The sequence below is a fragment of the Marivirga salinae genome (genome assembly GCF_030503855.1).
In the GTDB taxonomy this organism is placed as follows: Bacteria; Bacteroidota; Bacteroidia; order Cytophagales; family Cyclobacteriaceae; genus Marivirga; species Marivirga salinarum.
Genome location: NZ_CP129971.1, coordinates 787,838 through 807,044, shown reverse-complemented (window position 1 = coordinate 807,044; position 19,207 = coordinate 787,838). Strand labels below are relative to the sequence as shown.

General features: G+C 35.1%; 14 protein-coding genes. 6 read left to right on the top strand and 8 right to left on the bottom strand.

Features of this window, described 5'->3' with window-relative positions; translation table 11 throughout:
- Window positions 1-185 precede the first annotated feature (185 nt).
- Window positions 186-1,058: a helix-turn-helix domain-containing protein gene (locus QYS49_RS03445; protein WP_308350240.1), complete on the top strand. Its 873-nt coding sequence runs from the start codon at window positions 186-188 to the stop codon at window positions 1,056-1,058.
- A 53-nt stretch (window positions 1,059-1,111) separates the two neighbouring features.
- On the opposite strand, the gene purN is transcribed toward QYS49_RS03445, so the two are convergent.
- The 4 genes from purN to QYS49_RS03425 form a co-directional block, all read right to left on the bottom strand.
- Window positions 1,112-1,693, bottom strand: a complete 582-nt coding sequence (gene purN / locus QYS49_RS03440) for a phosphoribosylglycinamide formyltransferase (protein ID WP_308350239.1) — start codon at window positions 1,691-1,693, stop codon at window positions 1,112-1,114.
- A 96-nt stretch (window positions 1,694-1,789) separates the two neighbouring features.
- On the bottom strand, window positions 1,790-2,263 hold the full coding sequence (locus QYS49_RS03435; protein ID WP_013454478.1) for a YcxB family protein: 474 nt from the start codon (window positions 2,261-2,263) through the stop codon (window positions 1,790-1,792).
- Between the two features lie 85 nt (window positions 2,264-2,348).
- Complete coding sequence (gene nadC, locus QYS49_RS03430) at window positions 2,349-3,209, bottom strand: carboxylating nicotinate-nucleotide diphosphorylase (protein WP_308350238.1); 861 nt, start codon at window positions 3,207-3,209, stop codon at window positions 2,349-2,351.
- A 438-nt stretch (window positions 3,210-3,647) separates the two neighbouring features.
- Window positions 3,648-4,184 carry an RNA methyltransferase gene (locus QYS49_RS03425; RefSeq protein WP_308350237.1) on the bottom strand — a complete coding sequence of 179 codons (537 nt, stop codon included), beginning with the start codon at window positions 4,182-4,184 and terminating at the stop codon, window positions 3,648-3,650.
- A 47-nt stretch (window positions 4,185-4,231) separates the two neighbouring features.
- Here QYS49_RS03425 and mutS point away from each other — a divergent pair, with 47 nt between their 5' ends.
- Complete coding sequence (gene mutS / locus QYS49_RS03420; RefSeq protein WP_308350236.1) at window positions 4,232-6,835, top strand: DNA mismatch repair protein MutS; 2,604 nt, start codon at window positions 4,232-4,234, stop codon at window positions 6,833-6,835.
- 438 nt (window positions 6,836-7,273) lie between these two features.
- On the opposite strand, the gene QYS49_RS03415 is transcribed toward mutS, so the two are convergent.
- From QYS49_RS03415 to QYS49_RS03400, 4 genes are all read right to left on the bottom strand, one after another.
- Window positions 7,274-9,307 carry an outer membrane beta-barrel protein gene (locus QYS49_RS03415; RefSeq protein WP_308350235.1) on the bottom strand — a complete coding sequence of 678 codons (2,034 nt, stop codon included), beginning with the start codon at window positions 9,305-9,307 and terminating at the stop codon, window positions 7,274-7,276.
- A 13-nt stretch (window positions 9,308-9,320) separates the two neighbouring features.
- Window positions 9,321-11,357, bottom strand: coding sequence for an Ig-like domain-containing protein (locus tag QYS49_RS03410; protein ID WP_308350234.1), 2,037 nt, complete (start codon window positions 11,355-11,357; stop codon window positions 9,321-9,323).
- 292 nt (window positions 11,358-11,649) lie between these two features.
- Window positions 11,650-13,350 carry a mechanosensitive ion channel family protein gene (locus QYS49_RS03405; protein ID WP_308350233.1) on the bottom strand — a complete coding sequence of 567 codons (1,701 nt, stop codon included), beginning with the start codon at window positions 13,348-13,350 and terminating at the stop codon, window positions 11,650-11,652.
- A gap of 302 nt (window positions 13,351-13,652) precedes the next feature.
- Window positions 13,653-14,207, bottom strand: a complete 555-nt coding sequence (locus QYS49_RS03400; protein WP_308351567.1) for a porin family protein — start codon at window positions 14,205-14,207, stop codon at window positions 13,653-13,655.
- 544 nt (window positions 14,208-14,751) lie between these two features.
- On the opposite strand from QYS49_RS03400, the gene QYS49_RS03395 reads away from it, so the two are divergent.
- Genes QYS49_RS03395 through QYS49_RS03380 form a run of 4 tightly spaced genes read left to right on the top strand, consistent with a single transcriptional unit; the run spans window position 14,752 to window position 19,119 of the window.
- A complete protein-coding gene (locus QYS49_RS03395) occupies window positions 14,752-15,771 on the top strand; it encodes a PAS domain-containing protein (protein WP_308350232.1) in 1,020 nt (339 codons plus the stop codon).
- Between the two features lie 19 nt (window positions 15,772-15,790).
- The gene (locus QYS49_RS03390) at window positions 15,791-17,575 is read left to right on the top strand and encodes a toxin-antitoxin system YwqK family antitoxin (RefSeq protein WP_308350231.1); all 1,785 of its coding nucleotides are present in this window, start codon (window positions 15,791-15,793) and stop codon (window positions 17,573-17,575) included.
- Window positions 17,572-18,360, top strand: a complete 789-nt coding sequence (locus QYS49_RS03385; RefSeq protein WP_308350230.1) for a transporter — start codon at window positions 17,572-17,574, stop codon at window positions 18,358-18,360. The genes QYS49_RS03390 and QYS49_RS03385 overlap by 4 nt, the downstream gene beginning before the upstream one ends.
- 54 nt (window positions 18,361-18,414) lie before the next feature.
- Entirely contained in the window at window positions 18,415-19,119 is a 705-nt protein-coding gene (locus QYS49_RS03380) for a hypothetical protein (protein ID WP_308350229.1), read from the top strand.
- The last annotated feature ends 88 nt before the right edge of the window (window positions 19,120-19,207 follow it).

Genomic DNA, 19,207 nt, shown 5'->3' with positions numbered 1-19,207 from the left:
TTAAGTTTAATATTTTGGATGAATTATTTGAGGTGAGATATCACCTTTAAATCATTAATTTTAAACTTCAAAAACCTTTTAATTTTAGTATCTGACTACTTGACGCATTAATGACATATCAATGACATATTGATTTATTGCAGTTTATATAAGATAGTCATATTCTTGCACGGAATCGACAAATCATGAACCAACCAGAATTAGGAAAAAAAATTTTAGAGTTAAGACTAAACAAAGGGCTAACTCAAGGTGAGCTTGCTGAGATCTGTAATCTAAGTTTAAGAACGATTCAAAGAACTGAATCAGCAGAAGTAACTCCACGAAGCCATACTGTTAAAGTAATTCTATCAAATTTAGGTTTTGATCCAAATCATTCATTTGATGATGCTTCCAGAAAGTACTCAACTTCAAAAAGTCGACTCCCAAAACTTCCAAGTTCTATGCAAGAAAAATTAAGATCAAGTACTATGAAAAAATTATCTGTGTTTTTAGTCCTTATACTTTTAGTGGTAGTAGGATATTTTTATACCAAAGAAAATGAACGTAAAGCTCAAAATATCGAAGGATGGGTTTTAAGAGGAAGCAAGCCCTATAGCTATTCAATTGGGGTAGACAAATCGGAGTATGTGACTGGCGAAAGTAGTGCATTTCTTGAATCAAAAGAAGAGAATATCGAAGGCTTTGGAACGATCATGCAATCCGCTGATGCAAGTAAATATTTAGGAAAAAAGGTAAAAATGTCTGCTTATATTAAATCTGAAGATGTCTTTAATCGCGCTGGCATGTGGTTAAGAGTTGATTCAAAAAACGAGAGAAAAAGACTGAGGTTTGATAATATGTCAGACAGACCTATTGTTGGCGATACGGATTGGAAAAAACATGAAATAATCCTCCCTGTGCCACCGGAGAGCGGGAGATTGAGTTACGGCTTTTTGATCAATGGCACGGGGATTATTTGGATTGATGATATTAAATTTGAAGTTATTGAGTCGCCAAATGTAAAATCCACATCAGACAATAAACCAGAAAGCCCGAAAAACCTCGATTTTGATGATTGAAAATGGGTTTTAGATAATTTCTTAATAATGCTATTGAAAGATTTGATTAAGCTTTAATCAAGCTTCCCCACAAAATCCTCAATAACTTTAGGATAATGTTGGTGCTCCAACTGCTGCACTTTCGCGCTGAGTTGCTTAGAACCCATTTGCGGATGGATGCTGCATTTCGCCTGGAAGATAATTTCCCCTTCATCATACTCATCATTCACCAAATGAATGGTGATGCCACTTTCAGTTTCCTGATTGTTGATCACTGCTTCATGCACATAATGTCCGTACATTCCTTTTCCACCATATTTTGGTAAAAGAGCCGGATGAATATTGATAATTCTATCAGGATATTGAGATGTTATTTTAGGAGAAATTTTTAAAAGGAAACCTGCCAAAACCACCACATCTACTTCATGGGATTTTAGAAAATCCAAAACCGGGGCGCCATCTTCAAATTCCGATTTGGAAAATACATGATAAGCAATACCTGCTTTTTCCGCTCTGGCTGTCACGCCTGCATTTTCATTGTTAGTTAAAATCCCTACGATTTCAATTTCTTTATTGCTCTTGAAATACTGGATGATTTTTTCTGCATTGCTCCCTGATCCGGAAGCTAATATGGCAAGTTTTTTTATTGCGGTCATGATTATAAGATTCTAATTTTTATTACAAAAAAGTCAATTGTTTGATTCTGAAATCCAGCGAATTACTAAAACTTATCTGTAATTGCTTAGTAGAATCTATTTAATCAATTCCTTCCTTTTCAATATGGTTTCCACAAATTTCTTTTCATTCTCTGTTTTAAATACCTTATACGGAAGGTACACAAACTGTGCTTTGGAAAGCACTAATGTAAAAGCTTTTTTCCCTACTTTGGCATTTTTAATTTGATCCCACTTAATGGGCATGCCTTGCTTAGCATTTAATTTTATTAAAATTTGCTGCGAACTGATTTCATAAGATAATCGCTCAAAAAGAATTTTATATTGATCCAGTTGCGTTACCCCGGCAAATTGAATGAGCCAAAAAAGGAAATATAATAGTAAAGCGATAAAAGAACCTATAAACCACCAAATGTTGGGAATCCAGGCATAACCTGAACAAATAGCCAAGGCAATTAAAAATACCCACCACTGTTCTTTGACGATATTCTTCAATCCTGTTTTGATGTAAGTGCCGTTATCCAGCTTATATTTTTTTGTTTTAACAAGCATTGCTGCAAAATATTAATTGTGTAAAATCTGTTTATTAATTTGGGCTCCCCCAAACGGATTGCAAATATATTCGATTTTTATGGTTTCAGGAAACAGCTTTCAAACTCATGTCCAAACTTTTATAAGAATGCGTTAAAGCTCCTACTGAAATATAGTCCACGCCCGTTTCTGCGATGGGTTTTATGGTCTCTTCCGTAATTCCTCCTGATGCCTCCGTTTCACATTTTCCGTTAATTAACTCAACGGCAGCTTTCATTTCTGGGACCTCCATATTATCCAACATAATCACATCCACCCCGCCAACAGCTAAAGCTTCTTTCACCTCATCCAAATTGCGGGTTTCTACTTCTATTCTAAGCGATAAATTATTTTGCTTTAAATATTCTCGAGTAGATTGAACCGCTTTCGTAATTCCACCGGCAAAATCATTATGGTTGTCTTTCAGCATTACCATATCAAATAATCCGAAGCGATGATTTTGTCCGCCACCAATGGCCACCGCCCATTTTTCTGCAATTCGAAAATTTGGAGTAGTCTTACGAGTATCCAAAAGTTTAGCGGAAGTATGTCTAATTAATTCATTTAGATTGTGCGTATAGGTGGCAATTCCACTCATGCGTTGCAAGCAATTCAAAACCAATCGTTCGGCACTCAAAATAGAAACAGCAGAGCCATGCACTTTCAAGCCAATTTCTCCAGCTTTAACTTTATCACCATCCTTTTTGAAAAATTCAATTTTCAAATTTTCATCTACTGCTTTAAAAATATGCTCAGCCATTTCCATGCCTGCCAAAATACCATCTCCTTTAATAATTAATTGAGCAGTATTTTGCGTTCCAGCTGGAATAGATGCCAGTGAAGAATGATCCCCTTCTCTGATATCTTCTGCCAAAGCAGATTGAATAAATCCTTGTATATTTTCTTTGGTTAAGTACTGGTATGCCAATGTTTAAGCTATTTAATTAAAGCTGCAAAGATACGGCTAAAATCTCGCAAAGCCGCTTACTTGTACCGAATTATCGGTAAACCTTTAAGGTTTCGCAAAGGAAAATTTGTCTTTTTGTTAACTATAACACTCATGTCTCTTGTAAAGTATACAACAAATCCTCCGGAGGAGGAAGTAATTTCCACTAGCGGGACGCTAGCAGAAGAGCCCCGATAGAAGGATATGAAAAACTGACCCTGTCGCCAGCGTCCCGTTGGTGACGAATACTAGTGCCTGCGGCACATTCTATTTAAGGTGGGGATGAGTATTCTAAAGTAAATCCGAGAGAACTATCCCCTTCAGGGGATTATAGGGGTGTCAATTGATACACCTAAAAAAGATTGATGAAATTTATTATTTACTACCATTCTCAATCCGTGCGTTTCCCCCCTTTGGGGGTTAGGGGGCCAGCGGGCCTTTCAATACCGAATGCCAAAGCACCACCCCAATACTTACAGAAATATTCAAAGAATGCTTGGTGCCAAATTGCGGGATCTCCAAACAATGATCACTCTTATCGACCACTTCCTGCTCAACTCCATATACCTCATTTCCGAAAATGAAAGCATATTTTTCATCAGTTTTAGGAGTGAAATTTTCTAAGCTTAAACTGTTTTCTGCTTGTTCAACACTTAAAACCTGATAACCATCTTTTTTTAAATCTTCCACCGCATCAAGTGTGTTTTCAAAATGCTTCCATTCCACTGTATCTGTAGCGCCCAAAGCAGTTTTATTGATTTCTCTATGAGGGGGCTGGGCTGTAATGCCGCACAAATAAATTTTTTCAATTAAAAATGCATCTCCTGTTCTGAAGGCAGAACCGACATTATTCATGCTCCTGACGTTGTCCAGCACCAAAACGATTGGGTTTTTCTTGACCTTTTTGAATTCATCAATTTCCAATCGATTTAATTCTTCATTGGCTAATTTCCTCATATTTTATCATCTTTGAAGTGCAAAACTAAGAACATTTCCCTAAAAGCATGGCGAAGACTCAAGAAGCAAAGGAAACCCCTTTAATGAAACAATATAATCAGATAAAAGCCAAATATCCTGGTGCGCTTTTGCTGTTTCGTGTGGGCGATTTTTATGAAACTTTTGGGGAAGATGCCGTGAAGGCGAGTAAAGTCCTCAATATTATCCTGACCAAAAGAGCAAATGGCTCCGCTTCCCATATTGAATTGGCTGGTTTTCCGCATCATGCAATGGATAATTACTTGCCAAAATTGGTTCGTGCTGGACATAGAGTGGCCATTTGTGATCAGTTGGAAGACCCCAAATCCGTAAAGGGAATTGTAAAAAGAGGGGTTACGGAATTGGTCACGCCAGGTGTTAGTTTTGATGATAATGTATTAGAAACAGGAAGAAACAATTACCTGGCATCCATTCACTTTTCAAAAAATGCTTTAGGAATCGCTTTCCTTGATATTTCCACGGGCGAATTTATGACTGCATCCGGAAATGCCTCCTATATTGATAAATTATTGCAAGGTTTTCAGCCATCGGAAATTATTTATTCCAAATCAGCCAGAGATGTATTCTCACAAAAATTCTCTGATGATTATAACATCCATCATCTGGAAGATTGGATTTATGCTTATGATTTTGCCTACGAAAAACTCACCAAGCAATTCAAAACCAATTCTTTAAAAGGTTTTGGGATAGAATCTCTTGAAGAAGGAATTATTGCTGCCGGTGCAATTCTTCATTATTTAGAAGAAACAGAGCACAAAAAAATTGAGCATATTGCCTCTATCTCAAGAATAGAAGAAGAGAAATATGTATGGATGGATAAATTCACCATCCGAAATCTGGAGTTGGTATATCCTCAGCAAGAAGGCGGAATTCCGCTTATTCAAATTCTGGATAAAACCTTGACCCCAATGGGTTCCCGCCAAATAAAAAAGTGGATGGTTTTGCCTGTGAAGGATAAAGCCGTCATTGAAGAACGCTTACAAATCGTGGAGGCTTTTCATAAAAATAATGACTTGACCGAAAGCCTAAGAACTTCCTTGAAATCCATGGGAGATGTGGAAAGATTGATTTCCAAAGTGGCGGTCGGCAGAGTGAACCCAAGAGAGTTGAATCAATTGAAAAAGGCTTTGGGTTTGATGTCTCCTTTGAAAAAAGCTTTAGAAGAATCCGGGGAGTCCGCCTTGAAAAAACTATCCAATCAAATCAATCCTTGTGAATATTTATATGAATTGATTGATGAACAACTCATGGAAGATGCTCCTTTGCATACTAATCAAGGAAACCTGATTAAAGAAGGAGTAGATCATGATTTAGATGAATTAAAGAAAATTGCTTTCTCTGGAAAAGATTATTTGCTTCAACTGCAAAAGCGAGAAATGGAGAAAACGGGTATTACTTCTCTGAAAGTAGCCTATAATAAAGTGTTTGGCTATTATTTAGAAGTGACCAATTCCCATAAGGACAAAGTACCTCAGGAGTGGATTCGAAAGCAGACATTAGTGAATGCGGAAAGATACATCACCGAGGAGCTGAAAGAATATGAGGAAAAAATCTTAGGAGCGGAAGATAAAATGGTGGTGATTGAGCAAAGAATATTTCAATCGCTACTGCAAAACGCCATGGATTTTGTGAGCCCTATTCAGCAAAATGCAAGAATAATTGCGCAAGTAGATTGCTTGCTCAGCTTTGCAGAAATAGCTCGCTCCAATGATTATGTAAAACCACAGATTTCTGAAAGCACCGTTTTAGATATTAAATTAGGGCGACACCCGGTAATCGAACAGCAATTGCCTCATGGAGAAGAGTACATTCCGAATGATGTGTTCCTGGATAATGAGAGCCAGCAAATCATGATTATTACCGGGCCTAACATGGCGGGTAAATCTGCTTTGTTGAGGCAAACTGCTTTAATTGTTTTAATGGCACAAATGGGATGTTATGTTCCAGCAAAATCAGCGGATATTGGGTTAGTGGATAAAGTTTTCACCAGAGTTGGTGCTTCCGATAATTTATCAAAAGGAGAATCAACCTTTATGGTGGAGATGACGGAAACCGCCAGCATTTTAAATAATCTTTCAGACAGAAGTTTGGTACTAATGGATGAAATCGGGCGAGGAACCAGTACTTATGATGGCGTTTCTATCGCCTGGAGTATAGCCGAATTTTTACATAATCACCCGAAATCAAAAGCGAAAACCCTTTTTGCGACTCATTATCATGAGTTGAATCAGTTACCCCATGATTTCCCAAGAATCAAAAATTATAATGTTTCGGTAAAGGAAATTGATGGAGAAATCATCTTTTTGCGAAAGCTGAAAAAAGGAGGAAGTGAGCATAGTTTTGGTATTCATGTGGCACATTTAGCGGGGATGCCCAATCCTGTGGTGTTGAGAGCCAATGAAATCATGCATCATTTGGAGAAGGATAAAATTAGGGACAAAGCCAACCGCAAAATGCATGAGGTTCCCAAAAATAATTATCAACTCAATATGTTTGAAGCAGATCCTGTGCTTACTGAAATTAAAGATTTATTGGATAAGCTGGACATCAATTCCATGTCACCAGTGGAGGCTTTGCTGAAGTTGAATGAATTGAAGAGTAAATTGAAATAAGGAGTTAAAACTAGATGACCATGCCTTTATGCATGGTTAAGCTTTACTATATATTCAGGGGTTCTACATATTCCAAAGTAACTGAAATCTTTTTAGTTTTTAAATACCTCTTTATTGTAATGCTGAAAAATAACCTAGGTTATTTTCTTTTGTGTTCTTTTGACTCTTTTGTGGTGGGAATGTGCTACCGATAGTAAAAATTAACAAATATTACTTTTGAACCACAAAAGAAACTATAGAAAACAAATGGATTTTCGCTAATGCGAAAAATTTAAATTGTAGAAATATGTCTTAATTTAATGAAATTGTAACGCATTCCAGAGTATAGTCCCTCTCCTTATATTGGTTTTCCAAGAGCAAAAACTTGCCACAAATAAATTTAAGCAAAAAAAAAGACTACCAAAATGGCAGCCTCTTTTAACCTATTAATGAAGATCTTTATTTCGAAAAGATGTCAATAATTACAGTTCTGTTGTAAAAACGCTCTTCGGGAAGTTTGTTTTCAAACTGTGATAAGTCTTGGTTCTCACCAAAGCCATAAACTTTAAAAGTGACATCTGACCTTTTAGATTTTGCTAATGCCGCTGAGATGATTTTCTTAACATCTTCAGCTCTTGCAGTTGACAACTCTAGGTTATTGTTTGCATTTCCGATAACATCAGTATATCCATGGATACTTACAGTTCCCCCTTTAGGGATTTGTGGAGTTACGATTTCAGTAAGGTATTTCTCATACATTGCAGTAGATCTTGAATCATTAAATCCATAAACTACGCTGTATCTTTTACCTTGTTCGTCTGTATCTGGTGTCCAAAGTACCATGTGAACGTTTTGATCTTTACGTACAATTTCTCCATTTTTTGTTTCAGCAACCATCGTCACCACATAATCGCCTTCAGCTTGAGTTCCCAAAATTGATTTACCAGGAATGCTTACAGATTCTCTTGTATATGGACCGAATTTTTGCATTTTTCCAGTTCCTTCTTCTTTCACGTCAACATACCAAGATTTGAATGCGTTATCAGAACCACCATTGTTGAACGTGATATAACTGTCAATTGGAGCTTCTTGAGTAGCCTCAATAACAACTGGTTTCAGCATCACATTAGAACCACTTTGGAATTCCATAAGTAAAGCAGGAGAACTACTTTCAATAGAAACTCTACGATCCTCTTGACGAAGAAGCTTCAATTCTTTATCACCACCAATTTGCTCAGATGGATTTTCTGCTTTAGTACGTCCTTCAACACTAATTCTTGAAGGGTCGATTACGAAAATGTTTACCAAGTAATCCTTAATAGAATTTGCCATTTCTTTGGCGTCTTCTGGACCCTTTTCAGATGAACCCACTAAAGTAATATCAGCAGAAGGATTCTTTCCCATACGATCACCAAGTATATTCAACACATTATAGTAAGCAACCATTTGTCTTGCTGAACGACCTGATAAATTCTTAGGCGTAAAAACCTCTAATTGGTCTTCTTTAAAGTTTTTAACCTGATCTTTGTTCAATATCACATAACGCTTAGGTATTTCAGTTGATCCTAAGTCAAAGAACACATAATTAAGAACAGGAAATGTTTCTCTTACCCTACGCTCAACCGGGATGTTTTCCGGAGAAACCACTGAAAAGTTGGTCTCTGGAGCAAGCGGAACTATTGAAGCGACCTCTTTTGGTGAATCAATTTCTTTACCGCGGCCTATTTTTAAAACGATACCTGCTCTAAGAGTCGTATTGTTCCATGTTTCAATTGATCTTGGGTTTTGTCCAAAATACGGATGAAAAGAAGCAAATGGTGAAAGCACAAATTGTGTTTGACGATTTTGCGATGATAGTTCTATATCATATCCAGCGCCAATTTGCATGGAGAGCAACATACTTTTAACATCACTAAACTCGCCTTCTTCAGCAGCCGGAGTTGCTTCACTAGGAAAATTAGGATTTACACCTTGCTGATAGGTGAAGTCTTTTGATAAATTGTAGGCCAATCTTGGACCGCCAAACAGATAAAAACCTGATTTAAATGGTGCAAAACGTAAACTTGGTTCTACTGTAATATAGCCTAGATTAGTTTTTAAATCTGCTGGGCAATCACAAGGCGTAACCACCTGATCAAATGTACCTTTACGACTATCATAACCTGCTTGAAAGATTACCCCAAATTTTGAGCCTGGTTTATAATATTCTATTGATGGAGCAAGAAATAATCCTAATCCATTACCATGACGAAAAGCAGTTGGAGTTGTTAAATCCGCATTCAATTCTTGGGTAGTACCTCTATAAAAGTTGAAGTTTCCACCACCAGCTACACCAAACCATAAAGAAGGTTTAGTATATTCTTTAACCTGCGCTTGAAGGGGCAAGTAAGCTCCTGTAATCATCACGAAGCAAAAAAGCACACTTTTGATGACCAGATTATAAAGAGACCACGCATTGCGTGATCCCTCTTTTAAATTTATTTTAGTTAACATTCTTTTTTTAAGATTATGGTTTTTCAATGATGTTGGTATCTGTCATGACAACTGACCCGTTTCTAGCGAGCATTCTGCCTTCGGCAACTGCTCCAGAATTCATTGTAATTGATGTAAGAGCCAAGATATTTCCTTTGAAAGTAGTACCGTCTCCAATTGTTGCCGAACTACCAGTTTGCCAGTAAACATTTTTGGATTGTGCTCCTCCACTAAGGATCACGTTTCCACCAGCTCCACCCACTGTAGTAAAGTCAGAGGCTACTTGGAAAATCCAAACCGCATTTACATCTCCTTGAGCATCTAAAGTGAGATCACCAGATTGAATTAATAATGTAGAGGTTGACTTATAAATACCAGGAGCAAGTGTTGTTCCACCTAAGTCACCAGCTACTGTAGCTGGAGCAGGGGAAGTCGCACCTTCAACAAAAAGATAAACTTCAACTAGGTCATCTTTGGCTTGTTGTAATGTAGCCGCAATACCAGCAGGCTCAGTATCATCCGAAGCATGAATCGCACCATTTACAACTATTGCAGGAGGGAAACCTGTGATCGATGAACGCACTCCAGGAGTTATCCCAACATTCATATTACGGATTTCACTAAAACCAGAATTATTACTAATACCTACGCCAGCAAATATTCCGTATGTGGCGATTGATTGTAAGTCAACCCCACTTGGGCCTGCAGGAGCAACAGTACTGAAAGTCCATTCAAAATTATTTTCAAGAGAAAGACCAGTATTACTTACAACATCTGTTGTAATGGTAACGGTATAAGTTGTACCTGACATCAAATTATTATCAGGAATAAAGCTTGCTATAGCACCAGTATATTCAATTAGACCAGAAACTAAATTGGTTCCATCACTTACTGTAAATGAAGAGGAAGTTATAGTTAAAGGATCTATTTCCTCACTGAACTCGGCTGTGATTTCTTCTTCAAGAGGTACATCTGTAGATTGGTCTATTGGATTTGTTTCCACTATAGACAGACCAGCATCTTCGGTTGTAAATTCCCAAGTATAGTTGCTTTCTAATGAAACACCGTCAGCGCTACTTGCTTCATTGGTGATAGTTGCCATATAAGTTGCACCGGCTACCAAATCATTTTCAGGAATAAAACTAGCAGTAACGCCAGAATAATCTATCTGACCAGATATTAAGTCTGTGCCATCACTAATAGTAAAAGACGAAGCATTAATCGTTAAAGGGTTCATATTCTGACTAAAATCAGCAGTTATCACTGCATTAATAGCCACATTTGTTGCCTCATTTAAAGGATTGGTTTCAATCACTTCAGGTTTTGTTCCAGCAGTAAATTCCCATGAATAGTTGCCTACTAATGATATTGCATCTGTATTACCAGCTGTTGTAGTAATAGTTGCAGTATATAATAAGTTAGCAGTAAGTTCAGCATCAGGTGTAAAGCTTGCAGTACTATCAGAATAAGCTACTTGACCAGAAATTGATTCTGTTCCATCACTTACTATAAAAGAAGATGCAGTAATTGTTGCAGCATCCATTTCCTGATTGAATTTTACAGTGATCACCTGATTTAACGGTACATTTGTAGCTTGATCCACAGGATTAGTTGCTATTACAACCGGAGTCTTTCCAGTGTTAAACTGCCATACATAGTTAATAGGTAAAGCATTTCCCACTTTATCTTTCACAGTGGTTCCAACAGTTGCTGTATAATTTGTTTCAGCAAGCAATGAATTGTCTGGAGTAAAGCTCATGGTATAATTTTCCTCATTATAAGAGGTAGTACCAAAAACCTCAACATTGCCAATAACACGACCATTTATATTGCTTCCACTTTCTAAAGTAAAGGCATCTTCTGAAATCGTTGCTGGGTCCATTGGGCCATTAAAGGTAATTGTTATCATCTGGTCCAGATTTACACTATTTTCCAGATTTTCAGGATCGGTGGAGACTATTTCAGGACAAATCCCAATCTGCTCCACATTTTCATCCACGCAACTGATCATAAATGCCGTCATAATTAGAGCAAGGAATGATGCAGTAAACCATTTTTTTCTCGTATTCATTTTTGAATATGTTTAAATTGTTTTTTTAAATTTTAATTTAAAACTCGCCTTCATGGCAAGTCTTTCAAGGGTGGGGTATTATTATTTATTCATTTCTTCTTAAAGTAAAATTAACTTCCACAAAGGTGAGAATAGCGTTAGTCTTAATCTTTACACAAGAGATACGAAAGCTTACATATTTCACTGCTTTAATAGAATGGATTCGAATAAAATAGGATTAACAAAAGGCATAAAAAAAGAGGGTGCTTTATGCATCCTCTTTTGTTCAATTAAAATAGTGTTAGCTTTCTTTTTACTTTTCTTGCGTATTGTCGGCTATTTTTTCCAATTGCTGTTCAGACTGCCGATGATAAACCGTTAAATGTGGATATGGTATTTCAATACCGAGTTCATCAAAATGATTTTTAATCCTTCTCAACAACTCTCGTTTCACAATCCACTGTTTTAGTGGCCATGTTTTTATCAAAAACTTTATAACAACAGCAGATTCACAAAATTTATCCACGCCCAACATTTCCATATCCCCAATGATAAGTGGACCAAATTCTTTGTCCTCTTTCATTTCAGCACCAAGCTCTAATAGAACGGTCATAACCTTATCTACATTTTCATTGTAAGAGACTCCAATCTCAAGCATAACACGTGACCAATGGTGGGTCAAATTACTGACATCATTAATGTGTCCATGAGGAATAAAGTGTGTAATGCCTTCAAGATCTCTCAGAACAGTAAGTCTTAAGCTCATATTTTCAACCACCCCTGTAGTATCATTAATTTTAACAACATTGCCCGCTCTGTATTGGTTTTCAAGTAAAATAATAAAACCAGAGAGATAGTCTTTCACCAAACTTTGTGCTCCTAAAGCAATCACCAAGGAAAGAACTGCTGCTCCTCCCAAAACCACGGTAAGATCTACCCCGATCTGTGACAAAAGCACAAGAAATCCAATTAACACCACTAGAATTGTAATAATGCTTCCAGAAGCTAGCTTTAAAGTTTCTAATCGATCAGCACTTTCTGCATTTTTTCTACTTTTTATGAACTTGTTGAGAATGAGAGTAATGGCCCATCTACTCAAAATCCAAATCACAAAAAAAGCAAGAATGATAATTGCCATTGAAGGGAGATTGGTCTTTAGCCAATAAACCACTCTATGTGGGGCGATTGAGCTCTGGAGAAATTCCAGTTCAGATTTTGCACTGTCAACTTCTTCTTCGGCTTTGCTTACTGCTTCAACTATCGGAGGTCTATATGCTTCCAGTGTTTGTATTCTAGCCTTCAATGCAGTCAAAAGCAATGTATCCTGAGTATACCTTCTGGAGGCCTCATGTAAATGTCGCCTAACGGCAGGTTCTGGAGTCTGTTTTTCTAAAAGTTGTTTTAAGCCAGCTGTTGCGTTAGTTAATATTTTTGTTAATTCTAAATCATCATTATGATTTCTAATCAATTGATCTACCAAAAAAAGATTATTTCTAGAATGTGTCAATTCTGCTTTAAGCACTCTTAAGTCCTGAAGGGCTGCGAGTTCTTTTCTGTTTTGTGTCTCAGAATTTGCTCCTACTTGCACAGCCGTATCAGCAATAGAGAGCATTTTTATAACAGAATCTTCACTTATTGGAACCTGACCAGTCGTGATGTAATCCATTAATTCCCTCTGCTTTTCAATTTTGTTTTGAACGAGATTGATTTGCTGCAAGATGATCTGATTACTTCTAAGATGAAGATCAAGTGAGCTTAAAACTTGTTTTAATTTTTCATTTTGATTGGTGAAGTCATCTACACCCAATTGAGAATCAAGCTTTTCAAATTGATTTGTAAGTCCGGCTATCTCTTGCTCAAGCTGTTTGCTTCGACTTTTCATTTGAATGAGCCTTTGATGATCTTCAGAAATTAGTTTTTGAAATCTTATGATGAGTTCTGCATCCGATATTTCCATATTTTTGGATACATTCTTATCTTTTATTTTGTCCTGCGCTGCAAGAGAGCTAATCATCAAAAAAGAGATGAAAAAACAAATCGTTTTTAACATAATAGAGTTTGATTTAAATTTCTCTAAATGTCGTGCCTATTGCTAATACAATAAAGCCACTCAGAAGTAGCTCGTAGTTATATTGAGTCAAAATGTCTGCATTAAAATAATGGCCGATTATTCCTAAAAGTCCTGCCGAAAGGCCGAGTATCCAGGTTAATTTTTTTGGTGCTGAAGGTGCTTTCATATTATATTTTATTAATAGAGTTTAAAAAAAGAAGGACTTCCAAAAGGAGTCCTTCAAAATTATTAGTTTATAGGCTTGATTATTTGTGTTTGAAAAGGTAAAATAAGCCTATTTGTATCCCTCGGTTATAAGCTACTTGTGCATCGTTTTCGTAAATATCTGATAAGCCTACATTATAGCGTGCATCAATACCAAAATTTGAATTAGGGTTAATATAACTCATACCTAAACTAGCCCCTATCTCCATGTTGTTAAAATCATTAGTTCTATCAATTTCAGTATTATTTGTATAGGATTTAGCATTTAACAAAATACCTGCTTGGGGACCAGCAAAAATTCGAAAACCATTATCGAACATATATTGAATTAATATGGGTATGTTTAAATAATTTAGATTTAAATGAGACTCATCACCATTATTTGAGAGTTTGGAACCCTGAGTAGAAAAAACCAATTCAGGTTGTAATGCGAACTGATCGCTTAAATGAAAATGGCCGATTAAGCCTACATTGAAGCCGGGAAGTGACTCGCTATCACTATTATTTTCATTTACAACATTATAAAAGTTAAATCCACCTTTAACACCAATGTTCATATGTTGGGCTTGTAGTGCGGAAGTAGCCATTAAGGCTATAATTACGGCAATTAGATAAATTTTTATGTCTGTTTTTGTTTAATATTTAATGCTCAAATGAGGCATTTAATCAAAACAAAGGTGATGGGAATTTCTGGTAGTTATTTTACAGAATTCAGACTAATAGTTACACATTTCACAGATAGACAATAAACATTTGATGATTCCGATCAAGAGGGTGAACCTGTTAATTTAAATTACTCCTAAGAGCCTAATTAATTAGCCAATTGAATTTATTAACAATCAAATTACCTTAAAGCTTACATATCAATTATGCCAAATTAAATATCAAAAAATTTAGAAAACGAGCTTTTTTACAGAATTTACTGATTAAAAAGAAGGTTTTATTGAATATATATTTTTTAAACTGCTTTCTTTTTCAATTTATCACATTCCCCCAAAATAAATATTAGATGTTTTAACAACTATTTTGACTTAAACTTGTATTTAATGTACCTACATGATTTGACCTAAGTAAAATTGCGTATGGAATGTCAGGATAAATACTTAAACAATTGAATGTTTATTGTGTTTAATGATTCTTATGGAAAAAGTTATAAATATTCAACAAGCTCGACAAATGAAAAAAGACCCTATTGACTTTTTGTCTAAAAACGTTGTGCTCATATCTCTAAGTGAAGATTTTGATGTGCTTTCAGCAAATGATACTTTTTTAAAAGTGACAGGAATTGATAGAGAAGATTTAGGTAAGTTGAACCTTTTCCAACATTTGTGTAGTGAGCTTCCAGAATATATTAATGATGAGTTAAGTTATTTGTTGCGCCAACAAAAATCATGGAATGGGAATTTTGCTTTTTCCACTGTGGATGGAGACTCAGCTTGGTTTCACACAAATATTATTCCCTCTCGAGATGAAGATGGAATTTTTATAGGGTTTAATTTGATGGCTACCGTTGGTAAATCTCAGCAAAGTATGATCACAGAGCAGGAAACCACAGAAAGTTGGATGAAAGCCATATTCAATGATGTAGATGAAGGTAATATTCTAATTAGTTTAGACGGAAGTGTTATCGAATTTAATGCCACTGCCTATGAATTTATGTCTTGGTATACACACAAAGAATTAAGACTAAATGAATACTTACCTCATTATTTCGGGGGCACATTTTCAAAAACCTTTGAAGCACTATTTGAAAAAGCGAAAAATGGACATAAACAAAAGTTTTGTCGCTCATTCAAAAACTTAAGTGGATATGAAAAAATAACCGATATGGAGTTAAAACCTGTTTCAGACTCTACAGAAAACATTATGGGGGTTATATTAAATTCTAAAGATATCACAGAAGAAGTTAATTTAGAAAAGAGAATACGAATATCAGAAAAGAAACTGGATGATATAGCTTATATAAATGCTCATGAAGTTAGAGCCCCATTAGCCTCAATGTTAGGATTGCTTAATCTACTAGATTTTGAAAATGTAAGCAAAGACAGCAAATTAATATTAAATCATTTAAAAAAATCAGCTAACGATTTAGAAAGAATCATTCATAAGGTATCTGAAAATTCTTACTTGACTAAGCCAGATTCCAATAAATCAGCTTAAAAAATTTTAACAAATAGTTATGAAAAATTTATATCTGTTCTTACTTGTGTTTTTAGTATTGTTTCAATTAAAAGCACAAAACCTTGATAAATTGAGAGAACTCTGCATTGATGAAGTCAATTTATCAAAATACAGCGGGGAGCTTTCTCAGGAAGAATTACAAAACCAAATTGCTGCCTTAGGCTTTAGATATATTGAAAATGGTCAAATTAAATATCATAAAGAGCTTATAGTTTATGATTGCAATACAGGGAATGTAAAATTTACCGCGGTTTTCGATCAAAATAGATTAGAAAAAGAGTTTGTTCTCTATGAATCAAAAGACATAATAGCTAAGAAAATAATCTTTTCAAAAAACAATCAATCTCCTAATGTGGATTTGTCTTTAAATTATAAAGGACAAGAAATTCCTGCTTATCCAGTTGGAAAAGCGGAGATTTTCAATGCTGGAAAATTGTCACAAGTCATTAATTTTAAAGAATATGGAAGTCTTCCATTGGTTACGAACTATAATGCTAATCTAAAGAAGACGTCCGAGGGGCCAGCAAATATTTCTGGAGATATTCAAGGGAATTGGAATATAGCTAAAGTAGGGGAATGGAAAAATTTTAATAATGGAAAACTAGCATCCATTTCAATTTATGATAAGAGCGGAAATGAAATTGCTAAGAAACTATATAACAATGGTGTTTTAATTGAGGAGCGCAAAAATTTATCTAATGGTTTGATAGAATTGTCAACTTTCTTCGCAAATGGAAATATTAAGGAAAATGGTCAACTAAAAGGAAATACCAAAATTGGCTCTTGGAAATATTTCAATACTATTGGTGAGCTGAAAGAACAAATAAATTATTTAAATGGAAAAGAGAATTTATTGCTTGTGTTTGGTGAGAATGGAAATTTTATTGAAAGAACCGAATTAGTAAACGATAAGTCAGAACTAACAAAATCACTTCAGAATTTATCTTCAGTATACAAATACCAAAGTTATTACTCAAATGAAAAATTGAAATCTGAAGGGTATACTTCAAACGGTAAAAAAGTAGGTGTATTTGAAGTTTATGATGAAAGGGGGAATCTTAGTGAAATAACAGAGTTTGACATTGAAGGGAATAAAATTAATAGCTTGGATGCCGGTACCTATCAGAAATTAAAGATAAAAGAAAAGCAAATATTCAGAGAATTACTTGTTGCAAAAACCACACATCCTGAAAATCTTAACTTAATAAACAACATTAGAATTTTAACTGATTCACTTAGCATCGATTTTGATAGTTTAATGGCCAGCTATAATTATGTAAAAGATTATGAAAAAAAGTATACTTCTTTAGAATCTGAAACCAGCTCATTTGGAAATCTAGCCAATGAGTTGAATTGGTATGATTCATTATTAGCTGTTTCTCAAGATTTTAATAATGAAGTTTGGGCATATTCCCACGACTTATTCGAAACAGAATTGGCATTAGAAAAACAAAGGGCTTTAAATATAATGGGTGCTAAATTCTCTTCACTTACAGAAAGACATACCTCAATTAAAAAAACATTGTTTGGGGAAAAAATAGTAGTGATGAATGAGCAAGATGAAATTTATGAATTTGTGATGGAAGAATTATACCCAGTTATGAATACTGAAATAAGTACTGCCATAGACAAATATGAAGTGCGTTCTACTGTCAAAGACTTCAGCAACTTATTGAAAAAAGCATCTTCTATTATATCTCAACCAGACGAAAAATTCCAACAATCATTACAAAACACCGAATCTGTTCAAGATAAAAAACAGCTTTTTCTTACAGTAAAATGAAGAGATATTTACTAATAATTCTTATTAGCTTTCCATGTATTTCAATATATGGTCAATATAGTGAAACTATTGCCACAGCCAGACCCGGTGCTGCCAATGGAGCGGGTACTGTAGGTAAAGGGATCTTACAATTTCAAGCTGGTTTACAATTTGATAATGTTAAAGATATCCGAGACTCTTCTAATTGGTCTACAGATAATATATCTGAAAATCTAGTGGTTCGCTTTGGAATTCGTGAGCGCTTTGAAGTTAGTGCAGTTATTAATCACATTAATTCTACCGAATACATTAGTGAAAGTGCTGGATCAATTTTAAGAAAAGGATTTAATACTAGTTTGATCAGAGCTAGGACAAAAATTAATGAAAACATGGCTTTTCAAGTTGGAATTGAAACCAAATTGAGAGGAAAGGATTATCAAATAAATTATATAGCCCCAAGATTTAGAGTAATGTACAATACTAAATTAGGAGAAAACGCAAGCTTAACTACCAACTTGGGTGCATTTTGGAATGGGAATGATAATAAACCTAGAGGGTTTTATGTCTTTAGCTATTCTTTGGCTCTAACGAATAAAATATCTCTCATAGCAGAAAGTTATGGTGATTTTATAAGGACCGGAATTAACAATTTTTTTGATATTGGTTTAGGGTATAATGTTAATAAAGACATGTTAATTGATTTGAACGCTGGTTGGGGAGAAAACTATCCTTATAAAAGCCATTTTGTAACAGCAGGAGTTTCTTATAGAATCATTACTCGATTTAGACCTGAGGAGAAGAAATAAAGATTGCCAAACATGAAAGCTAATGTTGTTTTTTTCTTCCTAATTTGTTTTAAAATGGCGGTTACCGCACAAGATATTCAGCCGCTAGTTTTTTCGGGAGGAAAGAATTTTGTTGGGAAAGATGTGATTCAGTTAGAGTATGGAGTGAATTTTGAAAGACAGATTAACCGTATTAGCCTAGTTGACCAACAACTTTCTCAATATGCTTTAGTAAAATATGGTATTCTCCATAATTTAGATTTTTCGATTAGTTACAACTATGCCAGAGAGCAAATTTTTGTGTCTGACCAAATGAGAAGGTCTAATGGATTATCAAATGTGACTGCTGGATTTAAGAAGAAGTTAGGTAAAAACTTTTCTTTGCAATCAAATGTTGGCTTTTCAAAGGATGAAGTAGGTAGAACGCTGGGAAGTTTTCAGGTTTTTACTATATCAGAACATAATATTGATAGTTTTTTAGCATGGGAAAATAATTTAGGCCTTAATTGGGCAAATGGAAATCCTCAAGCCAACTTAATGTATTTATCAGGGCTTACGTTTACTATCCCTTATCCACTTGATATTATTTTAGAGTTTTATGGGCAATATGGGAGAGAAGCTTGGAATAATTACGCTAACATAGGATTGGGGTACTATTTTAATACTGATCTAATGCTTGAAGCCTATGCTGGTTATGGAAACACACTAAATCAACAAAGTACATTCATTTCTTTAAATTTCTATTGGCGCTTAGTCCCCACTCGCCATACTGAAAAATAAATTTGAAGAACTTCAGCACATTCAGAACTATTTTTTTATTTGATTCGTTTTCAATTTTCAAGATTAAAAAGGGAATAATCCTATCTTT